We start from the raw sequence: 19,818 nt of genomic DNA, 5'->3' as shown, positions 1-19,818 counted from the left end.
GCTGCAGCGCCGCGCGGTGGGTGAGTGGGTAAGATTATAGAGTGCTGAACAGCGGAAAAATCCCCATCAGCAATGCGGCGACCATTATGCACAGGCAAACCAGCACTGCCCACTTCAGGGTGAAGCGCTGGTGATCGCCAAACTCGATGCCGGCCAGGGCCACCAACAGGTAGGTCGAAGGTACCAGCGGGCTGAGCAAGTGCACAGGCTGGCCAACGATGGAGGCACGGGCCATTTCCACGGCGGTGATGCCGTAGTGGCTCGCTGCTTCGGCGAGTACCGGCAGCACGCCATAATAGAACGCGTCGTTGGACATGAAGAAGGTAAACGGCATGCTCACCAGTGCTGTGATCACCGCAAGGTACGGGCCCATTGCTTCTGGAATCACCGCCAGCAGGCTCTTGGACATGGCATCGACCATGCCGGTGCCCGACAGGATACCGGTGAAAATACCGGCGGCGAAGATCAATCCCACTACCGCCAGGACGCTGCCGGCGTGGGCGGCGACGCGGTCTTTCTGCTGTTGCAGGCAGGGGTAGTTGACGATCATCGCGATGCTGAACGCCACCATAAACAGCACTGGCAGCGGCAACAGGCCGGCGATCAGTGTGCACATCAGGGCCAGCGTCAGCGCGCCGTTGAACCAGATCAGCTTTGGACGACGGGCGTCGGGGAATTGCGACACGCTGATTTCGCTGTGGTCGACTTCATCGCCGATCAGGTGAAGTTCACCCAGGCGCGCCCGTTCGCGTTTGCCGTACATGTAGGCGATCGCCAGGATCGCCACGACGCCGGCGGCCATGGCTGGGATCATCGGCACGAAAATGTCCGATGGGTCCACGTGCAATGCACTGGCCGCCCGGGCCGTCGGGCCGCCCCAGGGCGTCATGTTCATCACGCCGCCGGCAAGGATGATCAAGCCGGCCATGATCCGTGGGCTCATGCCGATGCGCTGGTACAGCGGCAGCATGGCGGCTACGCAGATCATGTAGGTGGTGGCACCGTCACCATCAAGGGACACCACCAGGGCCAGCACCGCAGTACCGACTGAAACCTTGAGCGGGTCGCCCTTGACCATCTTGAGGATCTTGCGCACGGCCGGGTCGAACAGGCCGGAGTCGATCATCAGAGCAAAATAGAGGATGGCGAACATCAGCATTACGCCGGTGGGCGCGAGCTTGGTGATGCCTTCGAGCATCATCGGGCCGATCTTCGGGGCGAAACCACCGAACAAGGCGAACAGGATCGGCACGATGATCAGGGCGATCAGCGCGGACAGGCGCTTGGTCATGATCAGGAACATGAACGTGATGACCATGGCAAAGCCAAGGAAAGTCAGCATAGGAATACTCCAGGCGTAGCGCGGCTAGGGAATGGCGAACCGGGTGGGTCAGCGCAGAACGAAAGGCACGAGGCGTACGGGGGGAGTCGGGGCAAACAGGCGGGTACGGACGGACATCGGGAATCACCATTGTTGTTGTGTACAGCCGGTCTGTTGCCGGCAGTTGGAGGTGATCCTAGTCGCGAAAGCTTTCAGCCAGCTTTCGCTGGTGGAAACAGACGATGGAGGGCAGACACACGGTCTTCAGGTGACATTGAACACTGTGGGAGCTGGCTTGCCTGCTCCCACATGGGATGGTGCCTACTTTTTGGTTTTCAGGGCAGTTCGAGGCCACCGGCGGCTTTGTGCAGTGTGCGCAGGTGTTCACCGATCTGCTTGAGGTTGGCTTCGCACGCGGCAATTTCGGCGGCGCGGGAAGGATCCAGTAGCGCCCTCACCTCTTTATCCAGCTCGCCGGTCAGCGATTGCAACTGCTTCTGGCGCTCGGCGCTTTCCGATTCCAGGCGTTTTGCTTCCGACGGTTGCGGCAGGCCGTAGCCACCGCTGCCCAGCAGTTCGGCCGGGCGGCTGAGGAAGCCGCTGTTGGCGAGGATCTGCTGCAGCGTGGCGTTGGCTTTTTCCATGCCGCCGTTTTTAAGCTCGCGGGCGCCGAGGTAGCGTTGCTTGACCTCGTCCTGGGCCAGCATCAACTGTTTGCGAAAACTAGCCTGTTCGAGCAACAACAGCGCGGCGCTGGTACGCAGGTCCGCCTGGGCAAACCACTGGCGACGCTCCTGCGCACTAAGAGACAGCCAGTCTTCGACCTGGGTTTGCTTGATCGGCAGGTATTTGCGCAGTACATCGAACATGGCCTGGTAGCGTTCGCGAAAGGAGTCGAAGTGATAACCCAGGCGCAATGCCCTGCGTTTGTCGTCCAGTACGCTGGTGTCGGCCAGGCCGCGGGCGCTTAGAACCTCAAGCAAACCGTTGGGGGTGATGTTATCCAGGCCGGTCAGTTGCGGATTGGCGCTGCCGCTGCGTAACAGTTTCAGGCTCTCCACCGCGCAGTTGTTGGAGATAAAGAAGTAGTTGCCGTCGTAGCTCCAGTGCATTTCGGCGGCATGCTCGACGGTGTCGTTGATTTCCTGGCGGGTCAGCTTCAACGGGACTGAGGCCAGGCCGCGCAGCTCAGTCTTGGTGTACTCGTCGATCACTTGTGCCAGCGGCAGTACAAATAATCGCGACGGGTATTTGCCGACCAGGCCATCCCAGCTCGACAGCTGTACGTCACCGACGAAAGCGCGGTAGGACAACACCAGGTGCTGGTCCAGATCCAGCCGGCAATCCGGCCCGCGTGGCCGGCCCGGCGCGCAGATCACCAGGCGCAACATGCTGTGGCCCCAGCGGCTGACCAGGTTCTGGTTGGCTTCGGCCAGCAAATAGTCGATTTCGTAGACGCGCTCCGGGTCAACCTGGCCCAGCGGGGTCTTGGCGAAATCGTTGCCCGCGTTCAAGAACGCGTAGGTGCTGGCGCAAGTGTCTTGTTCAGGCGGGGCCCAGCCGAAGTGTTCCTTGTAATAACGAAATAGCGCTGGGCGGCGGCAGGCGTAGCTCGGGTCAAGGAGAAAGTACTCCATGTTGACCGCCACGAACTCAAGCGGGCTGGTGGTTTCGTAAATGTCCGGGCTACGGGCGACCTGATGGTTGGTCTGTTCCCTTTCGCCGCGGCGACCGACGTATTGCGGCCAGCCGGCAAGGTCCAGCAGGCGCGGGTCATCGCTGAGGGTAAAGCGTCGGCCGTTCTGGCCACGGCATTGATCAGGCAGACCGATCAGGCCGGTGAGGTTGTTCTGGCGGCTGCAGCGATTGATCAGCGTGCGGTCTTCTTTGGACCACAGGCGCGCACGGTCATAGATATGCGTCAGTTCATGCAGCACGGTGGCGAGCATTTCCCGGCGCACGGTGCCGTGGGGGCGATTGGTTTTCTGGGTGGCGGCGCTGCCATCGGTCAGGCTGGCAAGCAGGTTGCGGTTGAGGTCCAGCTCGGACACCAGTGAAGCTTGCCCATAGGCGTTTCCGGGCATTTTGTCGGTCCAGCCGACATCGATGCGCCTGTCCAACTGCTCGATAAAGCGCGGCGGCAACGAGCGTAGCGCCTCGTCGAGCAACGCCTGGCTGGCCTGCTGTTCAGCCGGGCTCAAGCCTTCGGTCTTGAGCTGCAGCTGCAGGCTGGCCTGGGCCGCGCCGGCACATAGCAGAACAGCCCCGGCCAGGAGCCAGGCGGCGATTCGCCTCACAGTGCGAGGATTGCTTCTGCGAGGGTCTGGTCACTGGCATCGCGGGCTTCCGGCAGGCGTGTGCGCAGGGTGTCGAAGGCAGCTTCCAACCGAGCGCCACGGATATCACCGTTGGTGGCAACGAAACTGGCGGCGTCATCGTGGGCTTCGCGCACGACTTTGGAGTCACGGATGGAGGTGGTGGTGTCGGAGGTGAAATCAATGGTGCGGCCAGAGGCGCGAACAATGATGTTACTGGTGGCCACCAGGGTTTGCGCCTGGGCAACGTCGGCCAACAGCAGCAGGCCAAGGGTGGCGGCGATCAGCGGGCTACGCATGGAATAACTCCAAATACAGAAGATGAAATCAAAGATGATTATTGGACGAGAATTGCTTGCGCCAGTTCAAGGTCGCTGACGTTAAGTCTTGGCTGGCTGCGGCGCAGATAATCCAGCGCTGACTCCAGCCGTGCGCCCCGCCATTGGCCGTCAGTGGCAACAAACGCGGCAGCGTCGTCCTGGGCGGCCACTATCACTTTTCTGTCGAAGGGCGCGGAAGTCACCTTGCTGGTGGCGTACGCGCTCGCGACGGTGCCCTGGGTGGTCAGGTCAAAGGCCGAAACCAGCGGTGACCAGACGGTGCAAAGCAACACAGGCACGATTAAAAGGCGGTATGAAAAAGCCATGGGACTCGACAACTGAAAGCGAGCGTCAAGGCTAGCGTAATGCCCGGGCGAGAGCCAGTGCCCAGGCATCGATCCGGCCGTCAGATGGCCAGGATGGCCTGGGCCAGTTGTGCGTCAGACGCGGTAGTAAGTTGCGGTGCTTGCTGACGGATCTGGGCCAGCGCGCTTTCCAGTTTCACGCCACGAATGGCCCCTTCGCTGGCGACAAAGCTGGCGGCATCGTCACGGGCGGCGCGCACGACCTTGCTGTCGCGCAGAGACGAAGTGGCGTCCGAGCTGGCGTCGGAAGTGGCCTTCAGCGCGCCGACGATGGAATCGGTGGTCACGATGAAGCTGGTCGCGTTGGCGCTGGCGGCCAGGGTCAACAGGGCGGCAGCACTTAGCAGGCGAAGACGGGACATGGGATGACTCCTTTGGATGGTAGGTAGAAGGCGGCGCAGAGCGGCCACTGTAGAGAGCATGACTTCTATTAAAGGTCAGACGCGGGCTCGACGCCGTTCGCCACGTGACGGTCGGATATTAAGCCGCCGCTTATCTGTTCTGGTAGCGTTTATGGCTGTGCAAAACTGTACCTGCAAATTTCTGTTAATCAAAAACTGTACTTGTGTTGTGCCTGGCTCTCTTGAAAAGGCTTGGCTCGAAAACAACAAAGCCCGCCCTCGGTGTCCCGGGGCGGGCTTTGTTTTGACAAATCTGGGTGCTGGCAGTGGACCCGACAGGTCAGGGCCAGCGAGCGCTAAGTTAGCGCCAGAACGGCTTGCTCAGCTCTTCGTAGCGTTGAGCTTCGCTGATACCAGCGTCAGCCAGCAGGCGCGAATCCAGGCGAGCCAGTTGGTGGCGGCTGGAAATGCGGCGCTGCCACAACATCAGGTTGGCGAGAACGCGCAGAGGGATGGCGGACTGGTTGCTTACAGCTTTTTCAGAGAACAGATCGGAACTGAGTGTACGTTCCATGATGACATCCTTCCGCTTGTGGCGGGATTAGGTAGTGGTTTAACTGATGCCAATGATCCCCTCCCCGCGCAAGACTCTCCAGATACAGTTCACCTGTATTGTGAGAGGGCAGTTAACTGTTTAAGGGTGCTGTACTGTTCGGAAATGGGGCAACTGTACCTGTCCGCACTGAAACAGTGCGAAATAGGTAATTTCGGTGTGCTATGTAAGAAATTTCGGTAGGAAAGCACCGGTACAGCAGTACAGTTTTTTCAGGAAGTGCAGATGAAGAAGCCGAGCTGATGAAACTGTATGCCCATCAGCTCGCGTCTGTGTCACTCACGTCTTGAGCATATGCCCGGTTTCTTCCAAGTTGATGTGCCAGCTCAGTGCTTCCCGCAAGATGTGCGGCGTGTGGCCGCCAATAGCGCAAGCGGCATTGAAGTAACTGTTCAGCGCATCGCGGTAAGCCGGATGCACGCAGTTGTCGATGATCACCCGGGCCCGTTCCCGTGGTGCCAGGCCCCGCAGATCGGCCAGACCCACTTCAGTCACGAGGATGTCGACGTCGTGCTCGGTGTGGTCCACATGGCTGACCATGGGCACCACACTGGAAATCGCCCCGCCCTTGGCAATCGACTTGGTGACGAAGATCGCCAGGTGCGCGTTGCGCCCGAAATCCCCGGAGCCGCCAATGCCGTTCATCATGCGCGTGCCGCAGATGTGGGTGGAGTTGACGTTGCCGTAGATATCGAACTCCAGCGCAGTGTTGATGGCGATGATGCCCAGGCGCCGCACCACTTCCGGGTGGTTGGAGATCTCCTGCGGGCGCAGCACCAGCTTGTCTTTATAGTGTTGCAGATTGCCGAAGACGTCGGCGTTACGGCGTTCCGACAAGGTGATCGAGCTGCCCGACGCGAAGGTCAGCTTGCCTGCATCGATCAGATCAAAGGTCGAGTCCTGCAACACTTCCGAATACATGGTCAGGTCTTCGAATGGCGATTCGATCAACCCGCACATGACCGCGTTGGCAATGTTGCCGATGCCAGCCTGCAACGGGCCGAGCTTGTTGGTCATGCGCCCGGCGTCGACTTCCTGCTTGAGGAAGTTGATCAGGTGATTGGCGATGCCTTGGGTGTCGCTGTCTGGCGGCGTCACGGTGGAAGCGGAGTCGGCTTGGTTGGTGATAACGATGGCAACGATCTTTTCCGCAGGGATCGGGATTGCGGTGCTGCCGATACGGTCGTCGACCTTCACCAGCGGGATCGGCGTGCGCGTCGGCCGGTAGGTCGGGATATAGATGTCGTGCAACCCTTCCAGGTTCGGGTTGTGCGCCAAGTTGATCTCGACGATCACCTGCTTGGCGAAAATCGCGAAGCTGGCGGAGTTGCCGACGGAAGTGGTGGGAACGATGTGGCCAAGCTCGGTGATCGCGACCGCTTCAATCACGGCGATATCCGGCAGCTTGAGCTGATTGTTGCGCAGTTGCTCGACGGTTTCCGATAGGTGCTGGTCGATAAACATCACTTCGCCGGCATTGATGGCCTTGCGCAGAGTGCTGTCGACTTGAAACGGCATGCGTCGCGACAGTACGCCTGCTTCGGTGAGTTGCTTGTCCAGGTCATTGCCCAGGCTGGCGCCGGTCATCAGGGTGATTTTCAGCGGGGAAGTCTTGGCGCGTTCGGCCAGGGCGTGGGGGACGGCCTTGGCTTCACCGGCACGGGTGAAGCCGCTCATGCCGACGGTCATTCCGTCCTCGATCAGTGCGGCGGCGTCTGCCGCGCTCATGACCTTGTTCAACAACGAAGGCAAGCGGATACGATCACGGTACATGGATTGTTATCTCGGGCTACGGAAGCAAGGTGCGCAGTTTAGTGATTTCAAAAGATTTCGGCCCGCTACCATGGTCGAATGCCAGGCGGCGATTTAGAGCCTTTGGTCGGGTTTCATGTAAGTGCAAAGCGGGACGCAGAGCATCCCAGGATGCATTACTACGCAGAGCGCGGGAACGATAAAAAACCCCAGCCTATGGCAGGCCGGGGTTTCGAGTATTGCGCTGAAGCAGTATTACTCGACGGCTTTAACCATATCTTCGATGACCTTCTTGGCGTCACCGAAGACCATCATGGTCTTGTCCAGGTAGAACAGCTCGTTATCCAGGCCGGCATAACCGCTGGCCATCGAGCGCTTGTTGACGATGATGGTCTTGGCCTTGAACGCTTCGAGGATCGGCATGCCGGCAATCGGCGAGTTCGGATCGTTCTTGGCGGCCGGGTTGACCACGTCGTTGGCGCCCAGCACCAGCACGACGTCGGCCTGACCGAACTCGGAGTTGATGTCTTCCATCTCGAACACCTGGTCGTAAGGCACTTCGGCCTCGGCAAGCAGTACGTTCATGTGCCCAGGCATACGGCCCGCCACCGGATGGATCGCGTACTTCACGGTGACGCCGCGGTGAGTCAGCTTTTCGGTCAGCTCCTTGAGCGCATGTTGCGCCCGAGCGACCGCCAGGCCATAGCCTGGGACGATGATCACGGTGTCGGCGTTGGTCAGCAGGAAGGTGGCGTCGTCGGCCGAGCCGGATTTCACCGGGCGTGCTTCTTTTGATCCTGCGGCGGCGCTGGCATCCGGCGTGTTGCCGAAACCGCCGAGCAGCACATTAAAGAAGGAACGGTTCATCGCCTTGCACATGATGTACGACAGGATCGCGCCGCTTGAACCCACCAGGGAACCGGCGATGATCAGCATCGAGTTGTTCAGCGAAAAGCCGATACCCGCCGCCGCCCAGCCGGAGTAACTGTTGAGCATCGACACCACCACCGGCATATCGGCGCCGCCGATCGGGATGATGATCAGCACGCCCAACACAAAGGCCAGTGCCAGCATCAGCGCGAAGGCGGTAAGGTTGCCGGTGAACATGAACGCCAGGCCCAGGGCCAACGTGGCGAGGCCAAGTGCCAGGTTCAGCTTGTGCTGGCCGCCGAACTGTACCGGTGCGCCCTGGAACAGGCGGAACTTGTATTTGCCCGACAGTTTGCCGAACGCGATCACCGAACCGGAGAAGGTGATTGCGCCGATGGCTGCACCAAGGAACAGCTCCAGGCGGTTGCCCGCAGGAATCGCGTCGCCCAAGAGTTTGACAATGCCCAGGGATTGGGGCTCGACCACCGCGGCAATTGCGATGAACACCGCGGCCAGGCCGATCATGCTGTGCATGAAGGCTACCAGCTCCGGCATCTTGGTCATTTCTACGCGCTTGGCCATGATCGAGCCGGCAGTGCCGCCGACCAGCAGGCCAACGATCACGTAGCCGATACCGGCCGTTGCAAGCTCGGCGCCGAGCTTATAGATCAGACCCACGGTGGTGAGCACCGCCAGCGCCATGCCAAGCATGCCGAACAGGTTGCCGCGCCGTGAAGTGGTCGGGTGTGAGAGACCCTTGAGGGCTTGGATGAAGCAGATCGACGCAATCAGATACAGCGTCGTGACCAGATTCATACTCATTATTTCTGCACCTCTTCTTTAACTTTGGGCGCTTTCTTCTTGAACATCTCAAGCATCCTGCGGGTGACCAGGAAGCCGCCAAACACGTTGACTGCCGCCAGTGCCACGGCCAGGGTGCCCATGGTTTTGCCCAGCGGAGTCACGGTGAGGGCCGCGGCCAACATGGCGCCAACGATGACGATCGCCGAGATGGCGTTGGTCACCGCCATCAACGGCGTGTGCAGCGCTGGGGTGACGTTCCAGACCACGTGGTAACCGACATAAATCGCCAGCACAAAGATGATCAGGTTGTAGATACCGGGGGAGATAAGCTCTTCCATCGTCTGAATCCCTGCTTAGGCGTTTTTGCGGATGACTTGGCCGTCGCGGCACATCAGGCACGCGGCGACGATGTCGTCTTCGAGGTTGATTTCAAACTGCCCATCCTTGTTGAAGACCAGCTTCAGGAAGTCCAGCAGGTTGCGTGCGTATAAAGCAGAAGCATCGGCGGCTACGGCCCCGGCCAGGTTGGTCGGGCCGCAAATGATCACGCCGTTCTCTACCACCACTTGATCGGCGACGGTCAGCGGGCAGTTGCCGCCTTGGGCGGCGGCAAGGTCGATGACCACCGAGCCCGGCTTCATGTGTGCAACGGTCTCGGCGCTCAGCAGGGTGGGCGCCTTGCGGCCAGGAATCAGCGCGGTGGTGATGACGATGTCGGCTTGCTTGGCGCGCTCGTGCACGGCCAGGGCCTGGCGCTGCATCCAGCTGGTCGGCATCGGGCGCGCGTAACCGCCGACACCGACCGCGCATTCACGCTCTTCGTCGGTTTCGTAGGGCACGTCGACAAACTTGGCGCCCAGGGACTCGATCTGCTCCTTGACCGCCGGGCGAACGTCAGACGCTTCGATCACGGCACCCAGGCGTTTCGCCGTGGCGATGGCCTGCAGGCCTGCAACACCGGCGCCGAGGATCAGCACGCGCGCCGCTTTGACGGTGCCTGCTGCGGTCATCAGCATCGGCATGAAGCGCGGATAGTGATGGGCGGCGAGCAGCACAGCCTTGTAGCCCGCAATGTTGGCCTGGGATGACAGCACGTCGAGGCTCTGGGCCCGCGATGTGCGCGGTGCAGCCTCGAGGGCGAAGGCGGTAATGCCGCGCTCAGCGAGCTTGGCAATGGTTTCGTTGCTGAACGGGTTGAGCATGCCCACCAACACGGTGCCGCTTTTGATCAGCGCAAGTTCGCTGTCGCTGGGGGCAACCACCTTGAGAATAAGCTCGGCGCCAAACGCATCGTTGGCGCTGCCAATGGTCGCGCCTACCGTTTCATAGGCACTGTCGACGACGCTGGCCTGGATGCCGGCTCCGCTTTGTACAGTGACCTTATGGCCCTGGCCGATCAGCTTCTTGATGGTTTCCGGGGTGGCAGCCACCCGCGTTTCACCGGTCTGGGTTTCGAGAGGAACACCAATGTGCACGTCAAATCTCCTGCATGATCTTTTTGCTTTTGATCTTTTTGTAAAAAGGCCAGTGCACCGCGAGTGGCGCAGCTGGGGCGGCCGATCAGCACGATCCCGCTGAAATGACAGCGGGGCGCGGCATTTTGCAGGCGAACTTTACGGCCTTCAAGGGATTATGACGGGTGACGAAAAATTAACTACAAGTCACCCTGTGACTGATTGTCGCAATTAGCTGGAATAATTGATTTAAATACAGTCGCTTACAGGGTTTAATGGGTTTTTTCAGCATTTTCCCATGGTTGCCATGAATGGTCGTTCATTGGCTCGTAATAGTCGCTCAAAGCCATGTAGCGCATGGCTTTGAGCTTTGTTAGTAAGCGACAGATACAGTCTGTTCAAATGCGACATATACGTACATCTGTAGTATTTTAAATTAACTGACTACAAAGTTAGGAGCTTGGGTGGAGCCCGAGACTATTGGTGTTGTAGCGCTGTGACTGATCGATCAGCCAATCCCTGAATGCCTGCAGCGAGGCTGATTCGACTTTTTTGTCCGGAATCATCAAGTAGTAAGCCTTGGAGCTGGCCAGCGCCTCGGTGCAGGCGATCACCAATTGACGCTCCTCCAGTTCCCGTTGGATGAGGAACGGGGGAATCAGCGCGATCCCCATGTCATGCATGGCTGCCTGGGACAACATCGAGAATAGCTCGTAACGCGGGCCTGTCATGTCGCGAGGTACGCTCAGCTGTTGGGCATTGAACCATTGGCGCCAAGCGTAGGGTCGAGTGGTCTGCTGCAGCAGGGGCAGTTCCGCAATTTGCTGAGGGCTGAACGGGTGTGCGCTGCCCAGTAGTCGGGGGCTGCACACCGGCACAGGGTTCTCTCCCATCAGTCGGTGGGATTCCGTGCCGGACCAATCGGAATCGCCGAAGTAGATCGCTGCGTCGAACTCAGTGTCGGCAAACAGAAACGGGCGTGTGCGGTTGGTCAGGTTGACGGTGACTTGCGGATGTTGACGCTGGAAATCCTTGAGGCGAGGTATCAACCACTGAGTACCGAACGTGGGGACCACGGCCAGTTCTATGGTGTTGGCGCCTTGCTGTCCCATGACAGACAGCGTATCGCGCTCAACCGCGTCCAATTGCGCGGCGACGCGCCGACTGTAAGACAGCCCCGCTTCCGTCAGCTTTACCCCGCGCCTTGAGCGGCGAAACAGCTCGACACTTAAAAACTCTTCAAGGCTGGCGATCTGTCGACAGATGGCGCCTTGAGTAATCGAAAGCTCGTGCGCGGCCTTGGTAAAGCTCTCGTGGCGGGCTGCGGCTTCAAAACTGACGAGGGCGGTGGTGCTGGGGATTTTTCTGCGCATATACCGTGTCCTCACTTATAAAGCGCCTTTGCGCCCATCCTGGCTATTACGAAATGAGAAATTAGCACAACCCTATGCGGAAACGTCGTTTGCCCTCTGTGCTGGAGGGGCCTAGGCTGCTTCCCACGACTTCTGATTTCTCCCACGAGGACTTATTCATGGCAGGCAAGGCAAGCTTCAACTGGATTGATCCGTTGCTACTGGACCAACAGCTCACCGAAGAAGAGCGCATGGTGCGCGACAGCGCTGAGCAATTTGCCCGGGACAAGCTGGCGCCGCGTGTGCTTGAAGCCTTTCGCCATGAAAAGACTGACCCCGCCATTTTTCGTGAGATGGGCGAGACCGGTTTACTCGGTGCAATGATTCCCGAGCAGTACGGTGGCAGCGGCTTGAATTACGTCAGCTATGGGCTGATTGCGCGCGAAGTGGAGCGTGTCGATTCCGGCTATCGCTCGATGATGAGCGTGCAATCGTCGCTGGTCATGGTGCCGATCAACGAGTTTGGCACCGAGGCGCAGAAACAGAAGTACCTGCCGAAGCTGGCATCTGGCGAATGGATCGGCTGTTTCGGCCTGACCGAGCCCAATCATGGTTCCGACCCAGGCGCGATGATTACCCGTGCTCGCAAAGTGGAGGGTGGCTACAGCCTGACGGGCGCGAAGATGTGGATCACCAATAGCCCGATCGCCGATGTGTTTGTGGTGTGGGGCAAGGACGATGCTGGCGATATCCGTGGCTTTGTCTTGGAGAAAGGCTGGAAAGGTCTGAGCGCACCGGCGATTCACGGCAAGGTTGGGCTGCGCGCCTCCATTACCGGCGAGATTGTCATGGATAACGTGTTCGTGCCGGACGAGAACATCTTCCCGGACGTGCGTGGGCTGAAGGGGCCTTTTACCTGCCTTGACTCCGCGCGTTATGGCATCTCCTGGGGGGCGTTGGGTGCGGCTGAGTTCTGCTGGCACACCGCTCGCCAATACACGCTTGATCGCCAGCAGTTTGGCCGTCCACTGGCGGCGACTCAGTTGATCCAGAAGAAGCTGGCTGACATGCAGACCGAGGTCACCCTGGCCCTGCAAGGCTGCCTGCGTCTGGGGCGTATGAAAGACGAAGGGATTGCGGCGGTCGAGATCACCTCGATCATGAAGCGCAACTCGTGTGGCAAGTCTTTGGATATCGCACGCATGGCGCGCGACATGCTGGGTGGCAACGGCATTTCCGACGAGTTCGGTGTGGCGCGCCATCTGGTCAACCTGGAGGTGGTGAACACCTACGAAGGTACGCACGACGTGCATGCCCTGATCCTTGGGCGCGCGCAAACCGGTCTTCAGGCGTTCTATTAATAGGAGCACGGCATGGGCGCGCTTTCGCATCTGCGGGTACTGGATTTATCGCGAGTACTGGCGGGCCCTTGGTCCGGGCAGATTCTTGCGGACCTCGGGGCTGAGGTGATCAAGGTTGAACGTCCGGGGAGCGGTGACGACACGCGCGCATGGGGGCCGCCCTTCCTTAAGGACGCCTATGGCGAGAACACCAGTGAGGCGGCGTATTACCTGTCGGCCAATCGCAACAAGCAGTCGGTGACTATCGACTTCACGCGGCCGGAGGGGCAGGCACTGGTGCGCGACCTGGCGGCCAAGTCGGACATTCTGATCGAGAACTTCAAGGTCGGTGGCCTTGCAGCGTATGGGCTGGACTATGAGTCGCTCAAGGAGATCAATCCGGAGCTGATTTACTGCTCGATCACCGGCTTCGGTCAGACAGGGCCGTATGCGACACGCGCGGGTTATGACTTCATGATTCAAGGGCTGGGCGGGCTTATGAGCCTGACCGGCCGGCCCGAGGGTGACGACGGCGCTGGGCCGGTAAAGGTTGGCGTTGCGCTGACCGACATTCTTACGGGGCTTTACTCGACTGTGGCAATACTCGCGGCACTGGCGCATCGTGATCATGACGGTGGCGGGCAGCATATCGATATGGCGTTGCTGGATGTGCAGGTGGCTTGCCTGGCGAACCAGGCGATGAATTACCTGACGACGGGTGATTCGCCAAGGCGCCTGGGGAATGCTCATCCGAATATCGTGCCTTATCAGGATTTCCCTACCGCTGATGGTGACTTCATCCTGACGGTGGGGAATGACAGTCAGTTCCGCAAGTTTGCTGAAGTGGCTGGGCAGCCGCAGTGGGCGGATGATCCGCGCTTCTCTACTAATAAGATGCGGGTGGCGAATCGGGCGGAGCTGATTCCCTTGATTCGTCAGGCTACTGTATTCAAGACGACGACTGAGTGGGTGTCGCAGTTGGAGCGGGTTGGTGTGCCTTGTGGGCCGATCAATGACCTGGCGCAGGTGTTTTCCGATCCTCAGGTCAAGGCGCGCGGTTTGGCCATGGCGCTGCCGCATGCGTTGGCAGGGATGGTGCCTCAGGTGGCAAGTCCGATACGGTTATCCAAAACGCCAGTGGAGTACCGGAATGCGCCTCCTCTTTTGGGAGAGCATACGGCCAAGGTGCTGCAGGAGGTGTTGGGGTTGGGCGAGCGTAATGTGGCTGCTCTGAAGGTCGCGGGTGTTATCTGAATCTCTTCTTCTATATAGAAGGTGTTGTTGATCAGTTTTTGACGGTTTTTTAATCAATTCCAACTAACTGATAGAAAAAGCAAAATTAAGGGTTGACGGCAGATTCTGGAAGTCTATAATTCGCCCCACTTCCGGCGCAGTCGAAGCGGAAAACTCCTTGGTAAACAAAGGGTTGTGCGAGATTCGACAGCGACTTGCTTCAGTTCATCGAAGCCCAGAAGGAGTTGGTAGAGCGGTGTTGTGTTGCTCTATTAACGTTTCGATCTTCTCGGTCGAAGGCGGATAAAAAGAGGTGTTGACAGCAGCGTGTAACGCTGTAGAATTCGCCTCCCGCTAACGAGAGATCGGAAGCGCAAGTGGTTGAAGTTATTGAAGAATTCTTCGAAAACTTCTGAAAATAATCACTTGACAGCAAATGAGGCTGCTGTAGAATGCGCGCCTCGGTTGAGAGGAAAGATCTTAACCAACCGCTCTTTAACAACTGAATCAAGCAATTCGTGTGGGTGCTTGTGGAGTCAGACTGATAGTCAACAAGATTATCAGCATCACAAGTTACTCCGCGAGAAATCAAAGATGTAACCAACGATTGCTGAGCCAAGTTTAGGGTTTCTTAAAAACCCAAAGATGTTTGAACTGAAGAGTTTGATCATGGCTCAGATTGAACGCTGGCGGCAGGCCTAACACATGCAAGTCGAGCGGTAGAGAGAAGCTTGCTTCTCTTGAGAGCGGCGGACGGGTGAGTAATGCCTAGGAATCTGCCTGGTAGTGGGGGATAACGTTCGGAAACGGACGCTAATACCGCATACGTCCTACGGGAGAAAGCAGGGGACCTTCGGGCCTTGCGCTATCAGATGAGCCTAGGTCGGATTAGCTAGTTGGTGAGGTAATGGCTCACCAAGGCGACGATCCGTAACTGGTCTGAGAGGATGATCAGTCACACTGGAACTGAGACACGGTCCAGACTCCTACGGGAGGCAGCAGTGGGGAATATTGGACAATGGGCGAAAGCCTGATCCAGCCATGCCGCGTGTGTGAAGAAGGTCTTCGGATTGTAAAGCACTTTAAGTTGGGAGGAAGGGTTGTAGATTAATACTCTGCAATTTTGACGTTACCGACAGAATAAGCACCGGCTAACTCTGTGCCAGCAGCCGCGGTAATACAGAGGGTGCAAGCGTTAATCGGAATTACTGGGCGTAAAGCGCGCGTAGGTGGTTTGTTAAGTTGGATGTGAAATCCCCGGGCTCAACCTGGGAACTGCATTCAAAACTGACTGACTAGAGTGTGGTAGAGGGTGGTGGAATTTCCTGTGTAGCGGTGAAATGCGTAGATATAGGAAGGAACACCAGTGGCGAAGGCGACCACCTGGACCAACACTGACACTGAGGTGCGAAAGCGTGGGGAGCAAACAGGATTAGATACCCTGGTAGTCCACGCCGTAAACGATGTCAACTAGCCGTTGGGAGCCTTGAGCTCTTAGTGGCGCAGCTAACGCATTAAGTTGACCGCCTGGGGAGTACGGCCGCAAGGTTAAAACTCAAATGAATTGACGGGGGCCCGCACAAGCGGTGGAGCATGTGGTTTAATTCGAAGCAACGCGAAGAACCTTACCAGGCCTTGACATCCAATGAACTTTCCAGAGATGGATTGGTGCCTTCGGGAACATTGAGACAGGTGCTGCATGGCTGTCGTCAGCTCGTGTCGTGAGATGTTGGGTTAAGTCCCGTAACGAGCGCAACCCTTGTCCTTAGTTACCAGCACGTTATGGTGGGCACTCTAAGGAGACTGCCGGTGACAAACCGGAGGAAGGTGGGGATGACGTCAAGTCATCATGGCCCTTACGGCCTGGGCTACACACGTGCTACAATGGTCGGTACAGAGGGTTGCCAAGCCGCGAGGTGGAGCTAATCCCACAAAACCGATCGTAGTCCGGATCGCAGTCTGCAACTCGACTGCGTGAAGTCGGAATCGCTAGTAATCGCGAATCAGAATGTCGCGGTGAATACGTTCCCGGGCCTTGTACACACCGCCCGTCACACCATGGGAGTGGGTTGCACCAGAAGTAGCTAGTCTAACCTTCGGGAGGACGGTTACCACGGTGTGATTCATGACTGGGGTGAAGTCGTAACAAGGTAGCCGTAGGGGAACCTGCGGCTGGATCACCTCCTTAATCGACGACATCAGCTGCTCCATAAGTTCCCACACGAATTGCTTGATTCATTGAAGAAGACGATAAAGAAGCAGCCCGAAATTGGGTCTGTAGCTCAGTTGGTTAGAGCGCACCCCTGATAAGGGTGAGGTCGGCAGTTCGAATCTGCCCAGACCCACCAATTTTGTGTGGGAAACGCCTGTAGAAATACGGGGCCATAGCTCAGCTGGGAGAGCGCCTGCCTTGCACGCAGGAGGTCAACGGTTCGATCCCGTTTGGCTCCACCACTACTGCTTCTGACGTTATGAAAGCTTAGAAATGAGCATTCCATCGTGATGATGGTGAATGTTGATTTCTAGTCTTTGATTAGATCGTTCTTTAAAAATTTGGGTATGTGATAGAAAGATAGACTGGACGTTACTTTCACTGGTAACGGCTCAGGCTAAGGTAAAATTTGTGAGTTCTCTTAAACGAGAAATTCGAATTTTCGGCGAATGTTGTCTTCACAGTATAACCAGATTGCTTGGGGTTATATGGTCAAGTGAAGAAGCGCATACGGTGGATGCCTTGGCAGTCAGAGGCGATGAAAGACGTGGTAGCCTGCGAAAAGCTTCGGGGAGTCGGCAAACAGACTTTGATCCGGAGATGTCTGAATGGGGGAACCCAGCCATCATAAGATGGTTACCTTACACTGAATACATAGGTGTATGGAGCGAACCAGGGGAACTGAAACATCTAAGTACCCTGAGGAAAAGAAATCAACCGAGATTCCCTTAGTAGTGGCGAGCGAACGGGGACTAGCCCTTAAGTGGCTTTGAGATTAGCGGAACGCTCTGGAAAGTGCGGCCATAGTGGGTGATAGCCCTGTACGCGAAAATCTCTTAGTCATGAAATCGAGTAGGACGGAGCACGAGAAACTTTGTCTGAATATGGGGGGACCATCCTCCAAGGCTAAATACTACTGACTGACCGATAGTGAACTAGTACCGTGAGGGAAAGGCGAAAAGAACCCCGGAGAGGGGAGTGAAATAGATCCTGAAACCGTATGCGTACAAGCAGTGGGAGCCCACTTTGTTGGGTGACTGCGTACCTTTTGTATAATGGGTCAGCGACTTATTTTCAGTGGCGAGCTTAACCGAATAGGGGAGGCGTAGCGAAAGCGAGTCTTAATAGGGCGTCTAGTCGCTGGGAATAGACCCGAAACCGGGCGATCTATCCATGGGCAGGTTGAAGGTTGGGTAACACTAACTGGAGGACCGAACCGACTACCGTTGAAAAGTTAGCGGATGACCTGTGGATCGGAGTGAAAGGCTAATCAAGCTCGGAGATAGCTGGTTCTCCTCGAAAGCTATTTAGGTAGCGCCTCATGTATCACTGTAGGGGGTAGAGCACTGTTTCGGCTAGGGGGTCATCCCGACTTACCAAACCGATGCAAACTCCGAATACCTACAAGTGCCGAGCATGGGAGACACACGGCGGGTGCTAACGTCCGTCGTGAAAAGGGAAACAACCCAGACCGTCAGCTAAGGTCCCAAAGTTATGGTTAAGTGGGAAACGATGTGGGAAGGCTTAGACAGCTAGGAGGTTGGCTTAGAAGCAGCCACCCTTTAAAGAAAGCGTAATAGCTCACTAGTCGAGTCGGCCTGCGCGGAAGATGTAACGGGGCTCAAACCATACACCGAAGCTACGGGTATCACGTAAGTGATGCGGTAGAGGAGCGTTCTGTAAGCCTGTGAAGGTGAGTTGAGAAGCTTGCTGGAGGTATCAGAAGTGCGAATGCTGACATGAGTAACGACAATGGGTGTGAAAAACACCCACGCCGAAAGACCAAGGTTTCCTGCGCAACGTTAATCGACGCAGGGTTAGTCGGTCCCTAAGGCGAGGCTGAAAAGCGTAGTCGATGGAAAACAGGTTAATATTCCTGTACTTCTGGTTATTGCGATGGAGGGACGGAGAAGGCTAGGCCAGCTTGGCGTTGGTTGTCCAAGTTTAAGGTGGTAGGCTGAGATCTTAGGTAAATCCGGGATCTTAAGGCCGAGAGCTGATGACGAGTCGTCTTTTAGACGACGAAGTGGTTGATGCCATGCTTCCAAGAAAAGCTTCTAAGCTTCAGGTAACCAGGAACCGTACCCCAAACCGACACAGGTGGTTGGGTAGAGAATACCAAGGCGCTTGAGAGAACTCGGGTGAAGGAACTAGGCAAAATGGCACCGTAACTTCGGGAGAAGGTGCGCCGGTGAGGGTGAAGGACTTGCTCCGTAAGCTCATGCCGGTCGAAGATACCAGGCCGCTGCGACTGTTTATTAAAAACACAGCACTCTGCAAACACGAAAGTGGACGTATAGGGTGTGACGCCTGCCCGGTGCCGGAAGGTTAATTGATGGGGTTAGCTAACGCGAAGCTCTTGATCGAAGCCCCGGTAAACGGCGGCCGTAACTATAACGGTCCTAAGGTAGCGAAATTCCTTGTCGGGTAAGTTCCGACCTGCACGAATGGCGTAACGATGGCGGCGCTGTCTCCACCCGAGACTCAGTGAAATTGAAATCGCTGTGAAGATGCAGTGTATCCGCGGCTAGACGGAAAGACCCCGTGAACCTTTACTATAGCTTTGCACTGGACTTTGAATTTGCTTGTGTAGGATAGGTGGGAGGCTTTGAAGCGTGGACGCCAGTCTGCGTGGAGCCAACCTTGAAATACCACCCTGGCAACTTTGAGGTTCTAACTCAGGTCCGTTATCCGGATCGAGGACAGTGTATGGTGGGTAGTTTGACTGGGGCGGTCTCCTCCTAAAGAGTAACGGAGGAGTACGAAGGTGCGCTCAGACCGGTCGGAAATCGGTCGTAGAGTATAAAGGCAAAAGCGCGCTTGACTGCGAGACAGACACGTCGAGCAGGTACGAAAGTAGGTCTTAGTGATCCGGTGGTTCTGTATGGAAGGGCCATCGCTCAACGGATAAAAGGTACTCCGGGGATAACAGGCTGATACCGCCCAAGAGTTCATATCGACGGCGGTGTTTGGCACCTCGATGTCGGCTCATCACATCCTGGGGCTGAAGCCGGTCCCAAGGGTATGGCTGTTCGCCATTTAAAGTGGTACGCGAGCTGGGTTTAGAACGTCGTGAGACAGTTCGGTCCCTATCTGCCGTGGACGTTTGAGATTTGAGAGGGGCTGCTCCTAGTACGAGAGGACCGGAGTGGACGAACCTCTGGTGTTCCGGTTGTCACGCCAGTGGCATTGCCGGGTAGCTATGTTCGGAATAGATAACCGCTGAAAGCATCTAAGCGGGAAACTAGCCTCAAGATGAGATCTCACTGGAACCTTGAGTTCCCTGAAGGGCCGTCGAAGACTACGACGTTGATAGGTTGGGTGTGTAAGCGCTGTGAGGCGTTGAGCTAACCAATACTAATTGCCCGTGAGGCTTGACCATATAACACCCAAGCAATTTGACTACTCTAACGAGCATCAGATTGCGGTGTGTGAAGACGAGATGAACCGAAAGTTCGACGCTCACAAAACACCGACAGCTGTCACATACCCAATTTGCTGAAGCGAGGCCATCTGGTCACGACTC

Annotated in this window: 13 protein-coding genes, 2 tRNA genes and 2 rRNA genes; 6 read left to right on the top strand and 11 right to left on the bottom strand. The window is 57.1% G+C overall.

The window, feature by feature from the left end; translation table 11 throughout:
• Positions 1-34 precede the first annotated feature (34 nt).
• The 11 genes from ACLH0H_RS08425 to ACLH0H_RS08375 form a co-directional block, all read right to left on the bottom strand.
• Complete coding sequence (locus ACLH0H_RS08425) at positions 35-1,342, bottom strand: CitMHS family transporter (protein ID WP_076952249.1); 1,308 nt, start codon at positions 1,340-1,342, stop codon at positions 35-37.
• A gap of 314 nt (positions 1,343-1,656) precedes the next feature.
• Positions 1,657-3,618, bottom strand: coding sequence for a DUF4105 domain-containing protein (locus tag ACLH0H_RS08420; protein WP_411381679.1), 1,962 nt, complete (start codon positions 3,616-3,618; stop codon positions 1,657-1,659).
• The gene (locus ACLH0H_RS08415; RefSeq protein WP_076952251.1) at positions 3,615-3,935 is read right to left on the bottom strand and encodes a DUF2388 domain-containing protein; all 321 of its coding nucleotides are present in this window, start codon (positions 3,933-3,935) and stop codon (positions 3,615-3,617) included. The genes ACLH0H_RS08420 and ACLH0H_RS08415 overlap by 4 nt, the downstream gene beginning before the upstream one ends.
• Before the next feature lie 38 nt (positions 3,936-3,973).
• Entirely contained in the window at positions 3,974-4,282 is a 309-nt protein-coding gene (locus ACLH0H_RS08410; RefSeq protein ID WP_411381678.1) for a DUF2388 domain-containing protein, read from the bottom strand.
• Between the two features lie 80 nt (positions 4,283-4,362).
• On the bottom strand, positions 4,363-4,683 hold the full coding sequence (locus ACLH0H_RS08405) for a DUF2388 domain-containing protein (RefSeq protein WP_411381677.1): 321 nt from the start codon (positions 4,681-4,683) through the stop codon (positions 4,363-4,365).
• Positions 4,684-5,023: 340 nt separating this feature from the next.
• Positions 5,024-5,236, bottom strand: a complete 213-nt coding sequence (locus ACLH0H_RS08400) for a DUF1127 domain-containing protein (RefSeq protein WP_411381676.1) — start codon at positions 5,234-5,236, stop codon at positions 5,024-5,026.
• Between the two features lie 318 nt (positions 5,237-5,554).
• Positions 5,555-7,048, bottom strand: a complete 1,494-nt coding sequence (locus ACLH0H_RS08395) for an acetyl-CoA hydrolase/transferase family protein (protein ID WP_411381675.1) — start codon at positions 7,046-7,048, stop codon at positions 5,555-5,557.
• Positions 7,049-7,282: 234 nt separating this feature from the next.
• The gene (locus ACLH0H_RS08390) at positions 7,283-8,719 is read right to left on the bottom strand and encodes an NAD(P)(+) transhydrogenase (Re/Si-specific) subunit beta (protein WP_411381674.1); all 1,437 of its coding nucleotides are present in this window, start codon (positions 8,717-8,719) and stop codon (positions 7,283-7,285) included.
• Entirely contained in the window at positions 8,719-9,039 is a 321-nt protein-coding gene (locus tag ACLH0H_RS08385; protein ID WP_025854291.1) for an NAD(P) transhydrogenase subunit alpha, read from the bottom strand. Before ACLH0H_RS08385 ends, ACLH0H_RS08390 begins: the two co-directional genes overlap by 1 nt.
• Before the next feature lie 15 nt (positions 9,040-9,054).
• Positions 9,055-10,176, bottom strand: coding sequence for a Re/Si-specific NAD(P)(+) transhydrogenase subunit alpha (locus tag ACLH0H_RS08380; protein WP_411381673.1), 1,122 nt, complete (start codon positions 10,174-10,176; stop codon positions 9,055-9,057).
• Positions 10,177-10,607: 431 nt separating this feature from the next.
• The gene (locus ACLH0H_RS08375) at positions 10,608-11,528 is read right to left on the bottom strand and encodes a LysR family transcriptional regulator (protein WP_411381672.1); all 921 of its coding nucleotides are present in this window, start codon (positions 11,526-11,528) and stop codon (positions 10,608-10,610) included.
• Between the two features lie 158 nt (positions 11,529-11,686).
• On the opposite strand from ACLH0H_RS08375, the gene ACLH0H_RS08370 reads away from it, so the two are divergent.
• From ACLH0H_RS08370 to ACLH0H_RS08345, 6 genes are all read left to right on the top strand, one after another.
• Positions 11,687-12,868 carry an acyl-CoA dehydrogenase gene (locus ACLH0H_RS08370; protein WP_411381671.1) on the top strand — a complete coding sequence of 394 codons (1,182 nt, stop codon included), beginning with the start codon at positions 11,687-11,689 and terminating at the stop codon, positions 12,866-12,868.
• 12 nt (positions 12,869-12,880) lie between these two features.
• Complete coding sequence (locus tag ACLH0H_RS08365; protein ID WP_411381670.1) at positions 12,881-14,101, top strand: CaiB/BaiF CoA transferase family protein; 1,221 nt, start codon at positions 12,881-12,883, stop codon at positions 14,099-14,101.
• Between the two features lie 630 nt (positions 14,102-14,731).
• A 16S ribosomal RNA gene (locus ACLH0H_RS08360) occupies positions 14,732-16,268 on the top strand.
• Positions 16,269-16,351: 83 nt separating this feature from the next.
• Positions 16,352-16,428 (top strand) — tRNA-Ile (locus tag ACLH0H_RS08355).
• Positions 16,429-16,458: 30 nt separating this feature from the next.
• Positions 16,459-16,534: transfer RNA gene (locus ACLH0H_RS08350), tRNA-Ala, on the top strand.
• A gap of 248 nt (positions 16,535-16,782) precedes the next feature.
• Positions 16,783-19,674: ribosomal RNA gene (locus ACLH0H_RS08345) — 23S ribosomal RNA — on the top strand.
• The 16S and 23S rRNA genes sit together here with 2 tRNA genes alongside, the layout of an rRNA operon.
• The last annotated feature ends 144 nt before the right edge of the window (positions 19,675-19,818 follow it).

The organism is Pseudomonas sp. MPB26 (assembly GCF_046605355.1).
Taxonomy (GTDB): domain Bacteria; phylum Pseudomonadota; class Gammaproteobacteria; order Pseudomonadales; family Pseudomonadaceae; genus Aquipseudomonas; species Aquipseudomonas cedrina.
Note: the sequence above shows the minus strand (reverse complement) of the source record. Positions and strands in the feature narration are given on the sequence as shown.

Coding starts and splice junctions, on each gene's coding strand:
- ACLH0H_RS08425 (WP_076952249.1), bottom strand. CDS start 1,342: ATGCTGACTTTCCTTGGCTTTGCCATGGTCATCACGTTCATGTTCCTG.
- ACLH0H_RS08415 (WP_076952251.1), bottom strand. CDS start 3,935: ATGCGTAGCCCGCTGATCGCCGCCACCCTTGGCCTGCTGCTGTTGGCC.
- ACLH0H_RS08410 (WP_411381678.1), bottom strand. CDS start 4,282: ATGGCTTTTTCATACCGCCTTTTAATCGTGCCTGTGTTGCTTTGCACC.
- ACLH0H_RS08405 (WP_411381677.1), bottom strand. CDS start 4,683: ATGTCCCGTCTTCGCCTGCTAAGTGCTGCCGCCCTGTTGACCCTGGCC.
- ACLH0H_RS08400 (WP_411381676.1), bottom strand. CDS start 5,236: ATGGAACGTACACTCAGTTCCGATCTGTTCTCTGAAAAAGCTGTAAGC.
- ACLH0H_RS08395 (WP_411381675.1), bottom strand. CDS start 7,048: ATGTACCGTGATCGTATCCGCTTGCCTTCGTTGTTGAACAAGGTCATG.
- ACLH0H_RS08390 (WP_411381674.1), bottom strand. CDS start 8,719: ATGAGTATGAATCTGGTCACGACGCTGTATCTGATTGCGTCGATCTGC.
- ACLH0H_RS08385 (WP_025854291.1), bottom strand. CDS start 9,039: ATGGAAGAGCTTATCTCCCCCGGTATCTACAACCTGATCATCTTTGTG.
- ACLH0H_RS08375 (WP_411381672.1), bottom strand. CDS start 11,528: ATGCGCAGAAAAATCCCCAGCACCACCGCCCTCGTCAGTTTTGAAGCC.
- ACLH0H_RS08370 (WP_411381671.1), top strand. CDS start 11,687: ATGGCAGGCAAGGCAAGCTTCAACTGGATTGATCCGTTGCTACTGGAC.
- ACLH0H_RS08365 (WP_411381670.1), top strand. CDS start 12,881: ATGGGCGCGCTTTCGCATCTGCGGGTACTGGATTTATCGCGAGTACTG.